Origin of the sequence: Exiguobacterium acetylicum (assembly GCF_022170825.1) — a bacterium.
In the GTDB taxonomy this organism is placed as follows: domain Bacteria; phylum Bacillota; class Bacilli; order Exiguobacteriales; family Exiguobacteriaceae; genus Exiguobacterium_A; species Exiguobacterium_A acetylicum_B.
Map to the genome: position 1 here is coordinate 703690 of NZ_CP081878.1, position 14137 is coordinate 717826.

General features: G+C 48.7%; 8 protein-coding genes, 15 tRNA genes and 3 rRNA genes. 24 read left to right on the forward strand and 2 right to left on the reverse strand.

The window, feature by feature from the left end; genetic code table 11:
• Positions 1 to 13 precede the first annotated feature (13 nt).
• Positions 14 to 376 carry a DUF2614 family zinc ribbon-containing protein gene (locus K6T22_RS03615; protein WP_029340912.1) on the reverse strand — a complete coding sequence of 121 codons (363 nt, stop codon included), beginning with the start codon at positions 374 to 376 and terminating at the stop codon, positions 14 to 16.
• A gap of 114 nt (positions 377 to 490) precedes the next feature.
• Between K6T22_RS03615 and K6T22_RS03620 the strand changes: the two genes are divergently transcribed.
• The 24 genes from K6T22_RS03620 to K6T22_RS03735 all read left to right on the forward strand — a co-directional run bounded on the left by K6T22_RS03620 (position 491) and on the right by K6T22_RS03735 (position 12269).
• On the forward strand, positions 491 to 1360 hold the full coding sequence (locus K6T22_RS03620; protein ID WP_238238968.1) for a nucleotidyltransferase-like protein: 870 nt from the start codon (positions 491 to 493) through the stop codon (positions 1358 to 1360).
• 139 nt (positions 1361 to 1499) lie between these two features.
• Positions 1500 to 2672, forward strand: a complete 1173-nt coding sequence (tnpB, locus tag K6T22_RS03625; RefSeq protein WP_238238969.1) for an IS200/IS605 family element RNA-guided endonuclease TnpB — start codon at positions 1500 to 1502, stop codon at positions 2670 to 2672.
• Positions 2673 to 3055: 383 nt separating this feature from the next.
• A 16S ribosomal RNA gene (locus K6T22_RS03630) occupies positions 3056 to 4617 on the forward strand.
• A 168-nt stretch (positions 4618 to 4785) separates the two neighbouring features.
• Positions 4786 to 7699, forward strand: a 23S ribosomal RNA gene (locus tag K6T22_RS03635).
• 101 nt (positions 7700 to 7800) lie between these two features.
• Positions 7801 to 7916 (forward strand): 5S ribosomal RNA (gene rrf / locus K6T22_RS03640).
• Together the 16S, 23S and 5S rRNA genes with 15 tRNA genes alongside form the textbook arrangement of a ribosomal RNA operon.
• A 6-nt stretch (positions 7917 to 7922) precedes the next feature.
• A tRNA-Asn gene (locus K6T22_RS03645) sits at positions 7923 to 7997 on the forward strand.
• A gap of 26 nt (positions 7998 to 8023) precedes the next feature.
• A tRNA-Ser gene (locus K6T22_RS03650) sits at positions 8024 to 8114 on the forward strand.
• A gap of 21 nt (positions 8115 to 8135) precedes the next feature.
• Positions 8136 to 8210: transfer RNA gene (locus K6T22_RS03655), tRNA-Glu, on the forward strand.
• A gap of 10 nt (positions 8211 to 8220) precedes the next feature.
• A tRNA-Met gene (locus K6T22_RS03660) sits at positions 8221 to 8294 on the forward strand.
• A gap of 8 nt (positions 8295 to 8302) precedes the next feature.
• Positions 8303 to 8378, forward strand: a tRNA-Asp gene (locus tag K6T22_RS03665).
• Between the two features lie 7 nt (positions 8379 to 8385).
• Positions 8386 to 8461: transfer RNA gene (locus tag K6T22_RS03670), tRNA-Phe, on the forward strand.
• Between the two features lie 31 nt (positions 8462 to 8492).
• Positions 8493 to 8576: transfer RNA gene (locus K6T22_RS03675), tRNA-Tyr, on the forward strand.
• A 4-nt stretch (positions 8577 to 8580) separates the two neighbouring features.
• A tRNA-Trp gene (locus K6T22_RS03680) sits at positions 8581 to 8651 on the forward strand.
• Between the two features lie 9 nt (positions 8652 to 8660).
• Positions 8661 to 8733: transfer RNA gene (locus tag K6T22_RS03685), tRNA-His, on the forward strand.
• 10 nt (positions 8734 to 8743) lie between these two features.
• A tRNA-Gln gene (locus K6T22_RS03690) sits at positions 8744 to 8815 on the forward strand.
• A gap of 8 nt (positions 8816 to 8823) precedes the next feature.
• Positions 8824 to 8898, forward strand: a tRNA-Gly gene (locus K6T22_RS03695).
• 6 nt (positions 8899 to 8904) lie between these two features.
• Positions 8905 to 8978: transfer RNA gene (locus K6T22_RS03700), tRNA-Cys, on the forward strand.
• Between the two features lie 36 nt (positions 8979 to 9014).
• A tRNA-Leu gene (locus K6T22_RS03705) sits at positions 9015 to 9095 on the forward strand.
• A 4-nt stretch (positions 9096 to 9099) separates the two neighbouring features.
• Positions 9100 to 9170, forward strand: a tRNA-Gly gene (locus tag K6T22_RS03710).
• Positions 9171 to 9208: 38 nt separating this feature from the next.
• Positions 9209 to 9279, forward strand: a tRNA-Gly gene (locus K6T22_RS03715).
• 89 nt (positions 9280 to 9368) lie between these two features.
• Entirely contained in the window at positions 9369 to 10529 is a 1161-nt protein-coding gene (queG, locus tag K6T22_RS03720; protein WP_238238970.1) for a tRNA epoxyqueuosine(34) reductase QueG, read from the forward strand.
• A complete protein-coding gene (locus K6T22_RS17295) occupies positions 10504 to 10983 on the forward strand; it encodes a methylated-DNA--[protein]-cysteine S-methyltransferase (protein WP_283205699.1) in 480 nt (159 codons plus the stop codon). Before queG ends, K6T22_RS17295 begins: the two co-directional genes overlap by 26 nt.
• A gap of 3 nt (positions 10984 to 10986) precedes the next feature.
• Positions 10987 to 11460, forward strand: coding sequence for a tRNA (uridine(34)/cytosine(34)/5-carboxymethylaminomethyluridine(34)-2'-O)-methyltransferase TrmL (gene trmL, locus K6T22_RS03730; protein ID WP_238238971.1), 474 nt, complete (start codon positions 10987 to 10989; stop codon positions 11458 to 11460).
• 242 nt (positions 11461 to 11702) lie between these two features.
• Complete coding sequence (locus K6T22_RS03735) at positions 11703 to 12269, forward strand: DUF5366 family protein (protein ID WP_238238972.1); 567 nt, start codon at positions 11703 to 11705, stop codon at positions 12267 to 12269.
• A gap of 1 nt (position 12270) precedes the next feature.
• On the opposite strand, the gene K6T22_RS03740 is transcribed toward K6T22_RS03735, so the two are convergent.
• Positions 12271 to 14046 (reverse strand): transglycosylase domain-containing protein, encoded by a 1776-nt coding sequence (locus K6T22_RS03740; RefSeq protein ID WP_238238973.1) that lies wholly within the window; start codon positions 14044 to 14046, stop codon positions 12271 to 12273.
• Between the last annotated feature and the right edge of the window lie 91 nt (positions 14047 to 14137).

Consider the following 14137-nt stretch of genomic DNA (forward strand, 5'->3'; position numbering starts at 1 on the left):
AAAACGAGCTGCCTTAGCGGGGAGCTCGTTTATTGTGTTTATTATATTTTTCATCGAATTCTTTTCCTTCGAGAGACGGATCCATCGTAAGTGGTTCGTCACAATGCATACATAAATCGACACGTCCGAGTACTTTTGTTTCTTTTCCGCAGTTCGGACAAGTGACGACAGCTGCTTTTGTTGATGTGAGACCAATCAAGAAGTAGAGTGCCGTACTGGCGAGGACCATGACGAAGCCGAGAAGCATGAGTAAGACCATGATGATTTCAAATTGTTTGAGTAATAGACCGCCGTACATGACGAGCATACCACCGAATACAAGAAACATAGCAAGGTTTCGCGCACGGTTTATTTTATTTTTACGTTGTTTTTTCAAGTGAATTCCCCCTGTTGTCAGTCTAGCATAAGAAGTGTGAATGCCTGAAGAAGGAAAGCTTGTTTTTTTGTCGAAAATGGTAACGACGAGTTCGTATAGAAGGGTGAGAAGTACATGGAACAAGCAACACGAACGATTTATTCGGAATACGCAGCTTACCGTGAAACACAAGGGATCATTGCTGTAGAGAAACGGCAACCACGAGATTCCTTAACGGATCAATTTGATACACTTCTTGTCGTCATCACGAGAGATCCGGAAGTTGAGTGGACAATCAAACATTACCGATTAAATACAATAAAAGTATCCTTACATCTCGTGCATGAGGATGTATTGTCACGCTGGATTTTGTTGAATGCCAATCGACGAGCAATTCATTGGATTGCAGAAGGAACAATCGTTTTCGAACGGAACGATTACTTAGTTGATTTGAAGCGACAACTGTTAAACTTTCCTGATGAGGAACGACATTTACAGATGACGATTTCGTTTGCTAAACTCTTACGTCGTTTCCAAGACGGAAGAAACTTGTTCAGTCGCGGGCATCACTATGATGCCTATACACACGTTCATCATGCGTTGCATCATCTTGCACGATTATCTGTTCTCGAAAAAGGAAAACATCCTGAGACAGTCGTTTGGGAACAGGCGCGACTTGATGATCCGGATGTCTATAAATTATATGAACAATTATTGATGAGTGAAGAGACGTTAGATCAGCGTATTCACCTCGCTTTGATTGGGCTTGAACATCTACTACAGTCGAAAGTCTTATCGGGAGGTCGCTATTTATTCGAAATCATGCGGGAACGTACCGTCCCTTGGACGATGTACGAATTGATGGAAGAAGAGCGACTACAAGAAGTCAAAGTGGACTTAAGTAGTCTGATTGATTTCTTCATGCGAAAAGGTTTGATCCGGATTTCGTATCAAACGACTAAAGGGGCAGGTGTCGAACTCGTAACGTATGAGCCGGTCGTATGACGATCGGCTTTATTTTATTCAATGATTGTTTTTGCTATCTAAATTAGGCGAGAGTACTCCCACTTTTAAACGAAGTGAAAGTGGGAGGTGAATCGTTCCCCTCCCTTTCGGGTATAAACCTTTCTAGGAGGTGAACATCATGTGGAAGCATAAGGCATACAAATTCAGGATATACCCGACAAAAGAGCAGGAAATCCTGATTGCGAAGACCATTGGTTGCTCGCGCTTCATCTTCAACTACTTCTTAGCGAAGTGGGATGAGACGTATAAAGCAACAGGTAAAGGACTGTCTTACGGTACTTGTTCAAAAGAAATCCTGATGCTGAAGCAAGAGTTTGACTGGCTGAAAGAAGTCGATAGCCATTCGCTTCAATCGAGTGTCAAGCACCTGACCGATGCATATGCTCGCTTCTTCAAGAAGCAGAACCAACGGCCTCGATTCAAATCGAAGCGTAATCCCGTCCAATCCTACAAAACCAATATCGAGAAGAAGAACCAACTTCCCGAAGTATCAATCGTCGGCAACAGACTTAAACTACCTAGGCTGAAGTGGGTGCGTTTTGCCAACTCCAGGCAGGTAGTAGGACGAATCTTGAACGCCACAATCCGACGTAACGCTTCAGGAAAATACTTCGTCTCCCTGCTTGTCGAGCACGAAATCCACGAACTGCCGAAGACGGATATGTCCGTAGGCATCGACGTCGGGCTGAAGCACTTTGCCGTCCTGTCGGACGGCACGGTATACCAAAACGACCGTTACTTCCGAACGCTCGAGAAAAAGCTGGCACGTGAGCAACGCAAGCTCTCTCGACGTCAGTGCATGGCCTTGGATAAGAAAGTCAAGCTGTCCGAGGCGAGGAACTACCAGAAGCAAAAGCGGAAGGTTGCCCGCATCCAAGAAAAGATTGCCAACAAACGTACCGACTTCCTGCACAAGGTGTCGACCGAGATCGTCAAAAACCACGACGTCATCGGCATCGAGACCTTGCAGGTGAAAAACATGCAGAAGAACCGCAAGCTGAGTAAGTCCATCTCCGAGGTCAGTTGGTCATCGTTCTTCCGCATGCTGGAGTACAAGGCAGGATGGTACGGGAAGAGCATCGTAAAGGTTGGGAAGACTTTCGCTTCTAGCCAACTATGCTCCGGTTGCGGTCATCAACACAAAGACGTGAAACATCTTGGCTTGCGTGAGTGGACATGTCCGAATTGCGGAATCCATCACGACCGTGATGTGAATGCAGGACTGAATCTCAAACAAGAAGCAGAACGTATCTTAGCTTCTTTAACCGGCAGGACGACGGGGTTAGCCTGATCAGGTTTCGACCGTTAGATCGGATCACTCAGGAATCCTTCATATCTAAGCGGAACGTAGGTGGAGGTAGTTCAAATATAGAAGGAAAAAGATTTTAAAAGTTTTTTTAGTAAAACTATTGACGGTGTTATATCGAGATAGTATATTAATACATGTCGACAGGGCAACACGCACTGGACGGCGACGAGAAAGAAAAAAGATTTCAAAAAGGGATTGACGCTTAAGTTATTCCGTGATATCTTATTAAAGTCGCTGAAAACGACACGACGAACTTTGAAAACTGAACGATGAGGCAAAAATCGTATTCTACGGAATACAAAAACGAATGAAGCGCAAGCTTCGTCAATCGTGACTTCGGTCACAACAACGAGCAAGTCAAACACTTCATGGAGAGTTTGATCCTGGCTCAGGACGAACGCTGGCGGCGTGCCTAATACATGCAAGTCGAGCGCAGGAAACTGACGGAACTCTTCGGAGGGAAGGCAGTGGAATGAGCGGCGGACGGGTGAGTAACACGTAAGGAACCTGCCTCAAGGATTGGGATAACTCCGAGAAATCGGAGCTAATACCGGATAGTTCAACGGACCGCATGGTCCGCTGATGAAAGGCGCTCCGGCGTCACCTTGAGATGGCCTTGCGGTGCATTAGCTAGTTGGTGGGGTAACGGCCCACCAAGGCGACGATGCATAGCCGACCTGAGAGGGTGATCGGCCACACTGGGACTGAGACACGGCCCAGACTCCTACGGGAGGCAGCAGTAGGGAATCTTCCACAATGGACGAAAGTCTGATGGAGCAACGCCGCGTGAGTGATGAAGGTTTTCGGATCGTAAAACTCTGTTGTAAGGGAAGAACACGTACGAGAGGTAATGCTCGTACCTTGACGGTACCTTACGAGAAAGCCACGGCTAACTACGTGCCAGCAGCCGCGGTAATACGTAGGTGGCAAGCGTTGTCCGGAATTATTGGGCGTAAAGCGCGCGCAGGCGGCCTTTTAAGTCTGATGTGAAAGCCCCCGGCTCAACCGGGGAGGGCCATTGGAAACTGGAAGGCTTGAGTACAGAAGAGAAGAGTGGAATTCCACGTGTAGCGGTGAAATGCGTAGAGATGTGGAGGAACACCAGTGGCGAAGGCGACTCTTTGGTCTGTAACTGACGCTGAGGCGCGAAAGCGTGGGGAGCAAACAGGATTAGATACCCTGGTAGTCCACGCCGTAAACGATGAGTGCTAGGTGTTGGGGGGTTTCCGCCCCTCAGTGCTGAAGCTAACGCATTAAGCACTCCGCCTGGGGAGTACGGCCGCAAGGCTGAAACTCAAAGGAATTGACGGGGACCCGCACAAGCGGTGGAGCATGTGGTTTAATTCGAAGCAACGCGAAGAACCTTACCAACTCTTGACATCCCATTGACCGCTTGAGAGATCAAGTTTTCCCTTCGGGGACAATGGTGACAGGTGGTGCATGGTTGTCGTCAGCTCGTGTCGTGAGATGTTGGGTTAAGTCCCGCAACGAGCGCAACCCCTATCCTTAGTTGCCAGCATTTAGTTGGGCACTCTAGGGAGACTGCCGGTGACAAACCGGAGGAAGGTGGGGATGACGTCAAATCATCATGCCCCTTATGAGTTGGGCTACACACGTGCTACAATGGACGGTACAAAGGGCAGCGAGACCGCGAGGTGGAGCCAATCCCATAAAGCCGTTCCCAGTTCGGATTGCAGGCTGCAACTCGCCTGCATGAAGTCGGAATCGCTAGTAATCGCAGGTCAGCATACTGCGGTGAATACGTTCCCGGGTCTTGTACACACCGCCCGTCACACCACGAGAGTTTGCAACACCCGAAGCCGGTGAGGTAACCGCAAGGAGCCAGCCGTCGAAGGTGGGGTAGATGATTGGGGTGAAGTCGTAACAAGGTAGCCGTATCGGAAGGTGCGGCTGGATCACCTCCTTTCTAAGGAAAACGTCCCTTACGGGACATGCCCATCGTTCAGTTTTGAGAGCTCGTCTCTCACGTCTCGAAAGAGACACTCGCACCTTGAAAACTGAAGACATCAACAAGACATCAAACTTTTAATTAACCATGTCATTTAAGACGTGTGTTCTTAGAATACCAACGCTAGATCAAGGTATGAAGGGCGTACGGTGGATGCCTTGGCACTAGGAGCCGATGAAGGACGCGACGAACAGCGATATGCTTCGGGGAGCAGTAAGTATGCTTTGATCCGAAGATTTCCGAATGGGGGAACCCACCATCTGTAATGGGATGGGACATGTTACGTGAATACATAGCGTAGCGTGAGGCAGACCCGGGGAACTGAAACATCTAAGTACCCGGAGGAAGAGAAAGCAAATGCGATTCCCTGAGTAGCGGCGAGCGAAACGGGAACAGCCCAAACCGGAGAGCATGCTCTTCGGGGTTGTAGGACACTCTATACGGAGTCAAAAAGGAAGACAGTAGGTGAAGGACCTGGAAAGGTCGGCCGAAGAAGGTGACAGCCCTGTAGCTGAAACTGTTTTCCCTCCAGAGTGGATCCTGAGTACGGCGGGACACGTGAAACCCCGTCGGAATCCGGGAGGACCATCTCCCAAGGCTAAATACTCCCTAGTGACCGATAGTGAACCAGTACCGTGAGGGAAAGGTGAAAAGCACCCCGGAAGGGGAGTGAAATAGATCCTGAAACCGTATGCCTACAAGTAGTCAGAGCCCGTTAACGGGTGATGGCGTGCCTTTTGTAGAATGAACCGGCGAGTTACGATAACGCGCGAGGTTAAGCCGATGAGGCGGAGCCGTAGCGAAAGCGAGTCTGAACAGGGCGTTCAGTGCGTTGTCGTAGACCCGAAACCAGGTGATCTACCCATGTCCAGGATGAAGGTCAGGTAACACTGACTGGAGGTCCGAACCCACGCACGTTGAAAAGTGCGGGGATGAGGTGTGGGTAGCGGTGAAATGCCAATCGAACCTGGAGATAGCTGGTTCTCCCCGAAATAGCTTTAGGGCTAGCCTCGAGGTTGAGAGTTCTGGAGGTAGAGCACTGATTGGACTAGGGGCCCCCACAGGGTTACCGAATTCAGTTAAACTCCGAATGCCAGCAACTTATACTCGGGAGTCAGACTGCGAGTGATAAGATCCGTAGTCAAGAGGGAAACAGCCCAGACCGCCAGCTAAGGTCCCAAAGTGTATGTTAAGTGGAAAAGGATGTGGCGCTGCCTAGACAGCTAGGATGTTGGCTTAGAAGCAGCCACCATTCAAAGAGTGCGTAATAGCTCACTAGTCGAGTGGCGCCGCGCCGAAAATGTAACGGGGCTAAACATACCACCGAAGCTGCGGATTCCGTAAGGAATGGTAGGGGAGCGTTCCAAACCGCTGTGAAGCTGTACCGGAAGGAGCAGTGGAGCGTTTGGAAGTGAGAATGCCGGTGTGAGTAGCGAAAAGAGGGGTGAGAATCCCCTCCGTCGAAAGCCCAAGGTTTCCTGAGGAAGGCTCGTCCGCTCAGGGTTAGTCTGGACCTAAGCCGAGGCCGAAAGGCGTAGGCGATGGATAACAGGTTGATATTCCTGTACCGCCGATCCACCGTTTGAACAATGGGGGGACGCAGGAGGATAGTGACGCATGCGGATGGAAGTGCATGTGCAAGTTTCAAGACCGTCTGATTGGCAAATCCGTCAGGCATCAAAGTCAAGGAACGATGCGGAGTCCCGTAGGGACGTAGGTCACGATTTCACACTGCCAAGAAAAGCCTCTAGTGAGGGGGAAGGCGCCAGTACCGTAAACCGACACAGGTAGGCGAGATGAGAATTCTAAGACGCGCGGGATAACTCTCGTTAAGGAACTCGGCAAAATGGTCCCGTAACTTCGGGAGAAGGGACGCTCTACATGAGTAGAGCCGCAGTGAATAGGCCCAAACGACTGTTTAGCAAAAACACAGGTCTCTGCTAAATCGCAAGATGACGTATAGGGGCTGACGCCTGCCCGGTGCTGGAAGGTTAAGGGGATGGGTTAGCGCAAGCGAAGCTTTGAACCGAAGCCCCAGTAAACGGCGGCCGTAACTATAACGGTCCTAAGGTAGCGAAATTCCTTGTCGGGTAAGTTCCGACCCGCACGAAAGGCGTAACGATTTGGGCACTGTCTCAACGAGAGACCCGGTGAAATCATAGTACCTGTGAAGATGCAGGTTACCCGCGACAGGACGGAAAGACCCCATGGAGCTTTACTACAGCCTGATATTGAGGCTTTGTGCATGATGTACAGGATAGGCGGGAGACGTCGAGCCCGGAGCGCCAGCTTCGGAGGAGTCACCCTTGGGATACCGCCCTTCATGCATAGAGTCTCTAACTCGCAGCCGTAATCCGGCTGGAGGACCGTGTCAGGCGGGTAGTTTGACTGGGGCGGTCGCCTCCTAAACAGTAACGGAGGCGCCCAAAGGTTCCCTCAGAATGGTTGGAAATCATTCGTAGAGCGCAAAGGCAGAAGGGAGCTTGACTGCGAGACCTACAAGTCGAGCAGGGACGAAAGTCGGGCTTAGTGATCCGGTGGTTCCGCATGGAAGGGCCATCGCTCAACGGATAAAAGCTACCCTGGGGATAACAGGCTGATCTCCCCCAAGAGTCCACATCGACGGGGAGGTTTGGCACCTCGATGTCGGCTCATCGCATCCTGGGGCTGGAGTAGGTCCCAAGGGTTGGGCTGTTCGCCCATTAAAGCGGTACGCGAGCTGGGTTCAGAACGTCGTGAGACAGTTCGGTCCCTATCCGTCGTGGGCGCAGGAAATTTGAGGAGAGCTGTCCTTAGTACGAGAGGACCGGGATGGACGCACCGCTGGTGTACCAGTTGTTCCGCCAGGAGCATCGCTGGGTAGCTACGTGCGGACGGGATAAATGCTGAAAGCATCTAAGCATGAAGCCCCCTCCAAGATGAGATTTCCCTTTGAGTAATCAAGAAAGACCCCTCAGAGACGATGAGGTAGATAGGTCACGGGTGGAAGCATGGCGACATGTGGAGCTGAGTGATACTAATCGGTCGAGGCCTTGTTCTAGCAGATGCTTGTTGATGACTTCAGTTTTGAGGGCGCGAGCCTTTCAAAAAAACGAAAAAAAGTCTTGACGTTATGCGAACATAATGTTAAGATAATAAATGTCTGGTGGCGATAGCCAAGTGGTCACACCCGTTCCCATGCCGAACACGGAAGTTAAGCACTTGAACGCCGAAAGTAGTTGGGGGCTTCCCCCTGTGAGGATAGGACGCTGCCAGGCGATCGTTCCGCAATAGCTCAGTGGTAGAGCAACCGGCTGTTAACCGGTAGGTCGTAGGTTCAAATCCTACTTGCGGAGCCATTTATTACTTCTTCACCACGTACAATGGAGAGCTGTCCGAGTGGCCGAAGGAGCACGATTGGAAATCGTGTAGGCGTCAAAAGCGTCTCAAGGGTTCGAATCCCTTGCTCTCCGCCATCATCATTTTCAATTCATAATGGCCCGTTGGTCAAGCGGTTAAGACACCGCCCTTTCACGGCGGTAACACGGGTTCGAATCCCGTACGGGTCACCATTTATAGCGTCGCGGGGTGGAGCAGTCTGGTAGCTCGTTGGGCTCATAACCCAAAGGTCGTCGGTTCAAATCCGGCCCCCGCAATTACATACGGTCCTGTGGTGTAGCGGTTAACATGCCTGCCTGTCACGCAGGAGATCGCGGGTTCGAATCCCGTCAGGACCGCCATTGTTAAGGCTTTGTAGCTCAGTTGGTAGAGCAAAGGACTGAAAATCCTTGTGTCGGCGGTTCGATTCCGTCCAAAGCCACCATCTTTAAAAACAACATGATTTTCCCAATTGTGGGGGGGTAGCGAAGTGGCTAAACGCGGCGGACTGTAAATCCGCTCCCTCGGGTTCGGCGGTTCGAATCCGCCCCCCCCCACCACCATAGGGGCATAGTTTAGCGGTAGAACTACGGTCTCCAAAACCGTCAGCGCGGGTTCGATTCCTGCTGCCCCTGTTTACCATGGCGATTGTGGCGAAGTGGTTAACGCACCGGATTGTGATTCCGGCATTCGTGGGTTCAATTCCCATCAGTCGCCCTCTTATTATTGGGCTGTAGCCAAGTGGTAAGGCACTGGATTTTGATTCCAGCACGCGAAGGTTCGATCCCTTCCAGCCCAGCTTTTCAAGCGGAAGTAGTTCAGTGGTAGAATACGACCTTGCCAAGGTCGGGGTCGCGGGTTCGAATCCCGTCTTCCGCTCCAATGAGTGGCGCCATAGCCAAGTGGTAAGGCAGAGGACTGCAACTCCTTTATCGTCAGTTCGATTCTGACTGGCGCCTCCAACTATTTCTCAATTAAATAGTTTTGCAAGAGATTGTGCCGGTGTGGCGGAACTGGTAGACGCGCACGACTCAAAATCGTGTTCCTTTGGAGTGTCGGTTCGATTCCGACCACCGGTATCTTGCGGGTGTAGTTTAATGGTAAAACCTCAGCCTTCCAAGCTGATGACGAGGGTTCGATTCCCTTCACCCGCTTTATACTTTTTACACAATCTGATGTTTCACCTGATTATGCGGGTGTAGTTTAATGGTAAAACCTCAGCCTTCCAAGCTGATGACGAGGGTTCGATTCCCTTCACCCGCTTACCAAAAAAGAGCAATGTGTCGTTTTCGCTGACACCTTGCTCTTTTTGTTTAGGAATGGAATCTTAACGAGGAAAGGAGTGGATTGTGATGGATGGTTTACAACTGAAATTGGCTTTACAAGAGTACGCAGCAGAGATTGGAATCGATGAGCTGAAGATAACAACGGCTGATCCGTTTCTTGTCTTAAAGCGTCGTCTGCAAGCGCAACAAGAAAAAGGATTCGCTTCTGGTTTTGAAGAGCCAGATCTCGATCTTCGAACGACACCGTCTCTACTTGTAGAAGATGCTGCTTCAATCATTGCCATTGCAGTCGCCTATCCAAGTACACTCAAAAATGCTCCACGCGGTAAAGAAGGAGAGCGGCGCGGTATCTTTTGTCGATCGTCTTGGGGACTTGATTATCATCAGGCGCTACGACAACGTTTGATGTTGCTTGAAGAAAAAATTCAAGAATTGAGTCCAGGCGCACGAACACGTTCGATGGTTGATACAGGAGAACTCGTGGATCGTGCAGTAGCGGAACGAGCTGGTATCGGATTCAGTGGGAAAAACTGTTCCATCATCAGTGAGGAGCACGGATCGTATCTCTATCTCGGTGAGTTGATTACGGATCTCGTGTTGCCGCCCGATCAACCGGTCGAAGAATTATGTGGAACGTGCAATAAGTGTATCGATGCTTGCCCGACCGATGCACTTGTTGAACCAGGCGTCATTGACGCAAAACGCTGTATTTCGTTTTTAACACAGACCAAAACGTTACTGCCAGAACCATTCCGAATGGCGCTCGGTAACCGACTGTACGGTTGTGATACGTGTCAGCAAGTATGTCCGTATAACCGGAAGAAGAACGCGACACATCATGCTGAGCTACAACCAAATCCGGAACAAGTCAAACCGCTCTTAGTCCCACTTTTATCGATGAGTAACCGTGAGTTCAAGAGTCGCTTTGGAACGTTGTCTGGCGCATGGCGTGGTAAGAAGCCAATTCAGCGTAATGCGATTTGTGCGCTTGTCCATTATCGAGACAAGAGTGCGATGGACGCGCTACGATTGATGACAGAAAGTGATGCCCGTGAAGATATGCGTGCCCTTGCACTCTGGGCAGTTGGTCGAATTGGTGGAATTGAAGAAAAGTCATATATTGAATCACGTCTTGCAACAGACATTGCGGTAGATGTGCAAACAGAAGGTCAGCGATTACTTGAAGAGTGGGGGGAAGCAGATGCCATTTCAGCAGCTCACTTATGAGTTCGGTACATTGCTTGTCGCTTGGGAGAGAGAACAGATCGTTTACCTCGACTTTGGACTGAATGTAGAGCGAGCTCGGACGTATCTAGCAGAAGAGACAGATGAAGAGCAATTACCGAAAGCTTGGCGCTCGGCATTTGATCGTTACGCACAAGGAGACGTACAAGCACTTGATACGCTTCCTTGTCAGTTACGTGTTACACCATTTGCTGAGACGGTACTGCAAGCTTTGCGCAACGTTCCGTTTGGTCAGACGATCAGTTACGGTGAACTGGCTCGAATGATTGGGAAACCAAAAGCAGCACGAGCTGTCGGTGGTGCCTTGAATCGGAATCCGATCGCATTGATTTACCCTTGTCACCGTGTCATTGGGGCAACCGGTAAAATGACCGGGTTTGCAAGCGGAATTGCCCATAAAGAAGCGCTTTTAGCGCATGAGATAGGAGAGAACTAAACCATGGCTATTCATGTCGTTATGTATCAACCGGAGATTCCTCAAAACACAGGAAATATTTCACGCACATGTGCGGCGACACATTCCGTCCTTCATTTGATTCGACCACTCGGTTTTTCAACGGACGATAAGCATTTAAAACGTGCAGGGCTTGATTACTGGGAATTCGTCGACGTCCGTTATCATGATTCTTTGGAAGAGTTGTGGGAGAAGCACCCGGAAGGTATTTTCTACTATATTACGAAATATGGGGAACAGTATCCGAGTCAGATTGATTTATCAGACGTTGAGCAAGACTACTTCTTCGTCTTTGGTCGGGAAACGAAAGGGTTACCGCTTGAAGTCATCGATGCGAACGCAGAGCGTTGTATCCGTCTACCCCAATCAAATCTTGTTCGTTCACTGAACGTCTCGAACACGGCAGCAATCATCGTCTATGAAGCATTGCGTCAGCAAGGTTACGCAGGACTTCTGTAAGATAAGCAAAAGCTCCATCCTGATTCAGGATGGAGCTTTTATGAGTTATTCGTTACCTTCAGGTTTTTTGTTGTAGCCTGCAGTGAAGATTGCTGTCAAAAACGCAAGACTTACGCCGACCATTAAGATAAATGCCATTTTTGTTTCCCCCTTCAGTCTCTTGAACCGATATAATCTATTATAGTATACCTGTAAGTGAAATTGTGTGCTACATATGAATTTTCTATGAATGGAGACTCCACATGCGTACGAATGTTTACCTATTAAGTTATGCCCCGCTGATTAGTATTTTATTATTTAGTACGTCTCTTGCGATCGCAACGACCGAACTCGCATTGCGTTGGCTTGATCAAGTCGGCGTATATGATGAGTTACTTCAACTCCTGACGGCACGCGATACGAAACTCGTTGTTTGGATGGGCTTCCTAATCGTCTATTTCATGATCTTTAGTTCGCTTAAGCTATTATCAGACACGATCAATCAACTCGGTTTCGCCTTTTTTATCAAGGAACAAGAGGGAACGACACTCAGCATGCTGCGTCCGGGAAGTATCCTTCTACTTGTTGGAGGATGTGTTAGCTTCGCCTTTATGACGTCCTTTTTACACGTGGGTATCGTGTTGCTTGTATCCTTTTTCATCTATTTTATTTTTTACACGGTCCAAATCAGTAAAATGACGAGTGCAGCAGGAGCCGTCGGCTTGATCATCTTTTCTTTCTTGGCATGGGGAGTTCTACTCGCTGGTCTATCATGGGTCGGTCTGACTTTATTCAATTCATTTGGGGAAGCGATTTTATTTCCAAGCTGAATCAAGGGCGTAAAATCGTCGCCCACGTTTTGACCTGTAATGTTGCATTGGCTTCGACAGGGAATGGACGCGGGCGGTCAGCGCCTAACCAAATGCCGCCGATGTGCTGATTCTTGATACCGACGAACCACATATCCTTATTATCATTCGTTGTTCCTGTTTTTCCTCCGATGTAGTTAGCAGAGGGATCGTATCCTTTGCGCCCCGTTCCATACGTCATGACATTCTTTAAACCGGCACGTAGTTCTCGGTTCGTCTGACTTGACCAAATCCGTTGTTCCTTTTCTTCTGGTCGTTCGACCTTACCATTCTTGAGCGTAATACTTTTAATCATCGATGCCGGTCGGTAAATTCCATCATTAACGAATACAGTATAAGCATTTGTCAGTTCATACGGACTGATACCATATTGTAAACCACCTAGAGCACTCGTAAAGGCATCATCCTCACGTGTCCATTGACTGAACTGGAACGGACGAATCGATTTCAAACCTTCTCGAAACGAGACAGCGAATGCCCGAATCGCTGGTGTGTTATAAGAATAGGCGATTGCATCAGCGATCGTCACCTGTCCAAGTATTCGATTCCCACTATTCGATGGGCAATACCCGTCGATACAAACCGGACTGCCGTCTAACGTACTCGACAAACGCGCTTTTGTCTTCTCGAGATACGGACCATAAACAAGTAACGGTTTAATGGCTGAGCCGGGTTGTCGGTAAGACTGAACAGCCCGATTGAACTGCCCCGTCAAATTGGATTTATAGCCGACAAGAGCCGTGACACCGTGCGTTTGTCCGTCAATGCCAACATAAGCACCCTCAATCGCGTTTGGAAGATTACGAAGGGACTCTTTAGCACGTCGTTGCTCTGTTGAGTCAAGGTATGTCGAGATGACAGCGCCTTGTTGATGCAAATATTCTAAAGCGTATTTGTTACTCCAACCGTGTTTTTGAGCCGTCATCCGAACAGCAGCTTGAACGGTTGCATCGATATAGTCCGGATAAGGAACACTTGGTTTATAGGAGCGAGGCGACACCCGAGAAACAGTAAAATCCTTCGTCAGCACACGATCGCGCACTAATGCTTGAACGATTCGTTGCTGGCGCTTTTTTGTGTTTTCAGGAAAGCGCAGCGGATCATAGAGAGAAGGATTGTTCGGAATCGCTGTCAGAAAACTGATTTCAGACCAATTCAACTCGCGTGCTGGTTTATTAAAATATGATTTTGCGGCAAGTTCAATTCCGTAGATATTATTGGCAAAATACGCTTGATTGACATATGCCGTCATGAGTTCTTTTTTAGAGTATTTTCGTTCTAAAGAGACAGCAATAAGTAACTCTTTTATTTTCCTAGTATATGTTTTTTCGTTTGATAGATACGTCATTCTTGCTAATTGCTGGGTGATCGTACTACCACCTTGAGATTTGGAATCAGACTGATTTTTCGTGAACGCGCGTAAGATTCCTGTGATGTCATAACCGTCATGTTGATAAAAACGTTGATCTTCGATAGCAACAAACGCTTGCTCGACTTTTTTCGGTAATGTTCGAGGGGTTAAGTCATCCCGTCGCAGTCCGTCATAGAGCTCGACCCGTTTGTTTTCATAGGTTACAGTGATTGGTTGGTAGGAGGTCAATGGATGTCGTGTCGTCTGTTCATCGGCCCAGAAAAAGAATGTGCGTGCTGTTTTTAACTCATCTTTAATTGAAAATAAGGAAAACAGAAGCAGCGTCGCAAGACCAAGTAAGACGAGATATCCTGTCGTAATTCGCATGAGAACTCCTTTCAAAAAGCCATTTCATTCCTATTATCGGTCTTTTATGGAGAAATCAATAGATTTTTTTTCGATTTTTGTATTTTAATAA

What these genes read in the sequence shown, in the direction of transcription:
- K6T22_RS03620 (WP_238238968.1), top strand. Translation starts at nt 491, where the DNA reads ATGGAACAAGCAACACGAACGATTTATTCGGAATACGCAGCTTACCGT.
- tnpB (WP_238238969.1), top strand. Translation starts at nt 1,500, where the DNA reads ATGTGGAAGCATAAGGCATACAAATTCAGGATATACCCGACAAAAGAG.
- queG (WP_238238970.1), top strand. Translation starts at nt 9,369, where the DNA reads ATGGATGGTTTACAACTGAAATTGGCTTTACAAGAGTACGCAGCAGAG.
- K6T22_RS17295 (WP_283205699.1), top strand. Translation starts at nt 10,504, where the DNA reads ATGCCATTTCAGCAGCTCACTTATGAGTTCGGTACATTGCTTGTCGCT.
- trmL (WP_238238971.1), top strand. Translation starts at nt 10,987, where the DNA reads ATGGCTATTCATGTCGTTATGTATCAACCGGAGATTCCTCAAAACACA.
- K6T22_RS03735 (WP_238238972.1), top strand. Translation starts at nt 11,703, where the DNA reads ATGCGTACGAATGTTTACCTATTAAGTTATGCCCCGCTGATTAGTATT.
- K6T22_RS03740 (WP_238238973.1), bottom strand. Translation starts at nt 14,046, where the DNA reads ATGCGAATTACGACAGGATATCTCGTCTTACTTGGTCTTGCGACGCTG.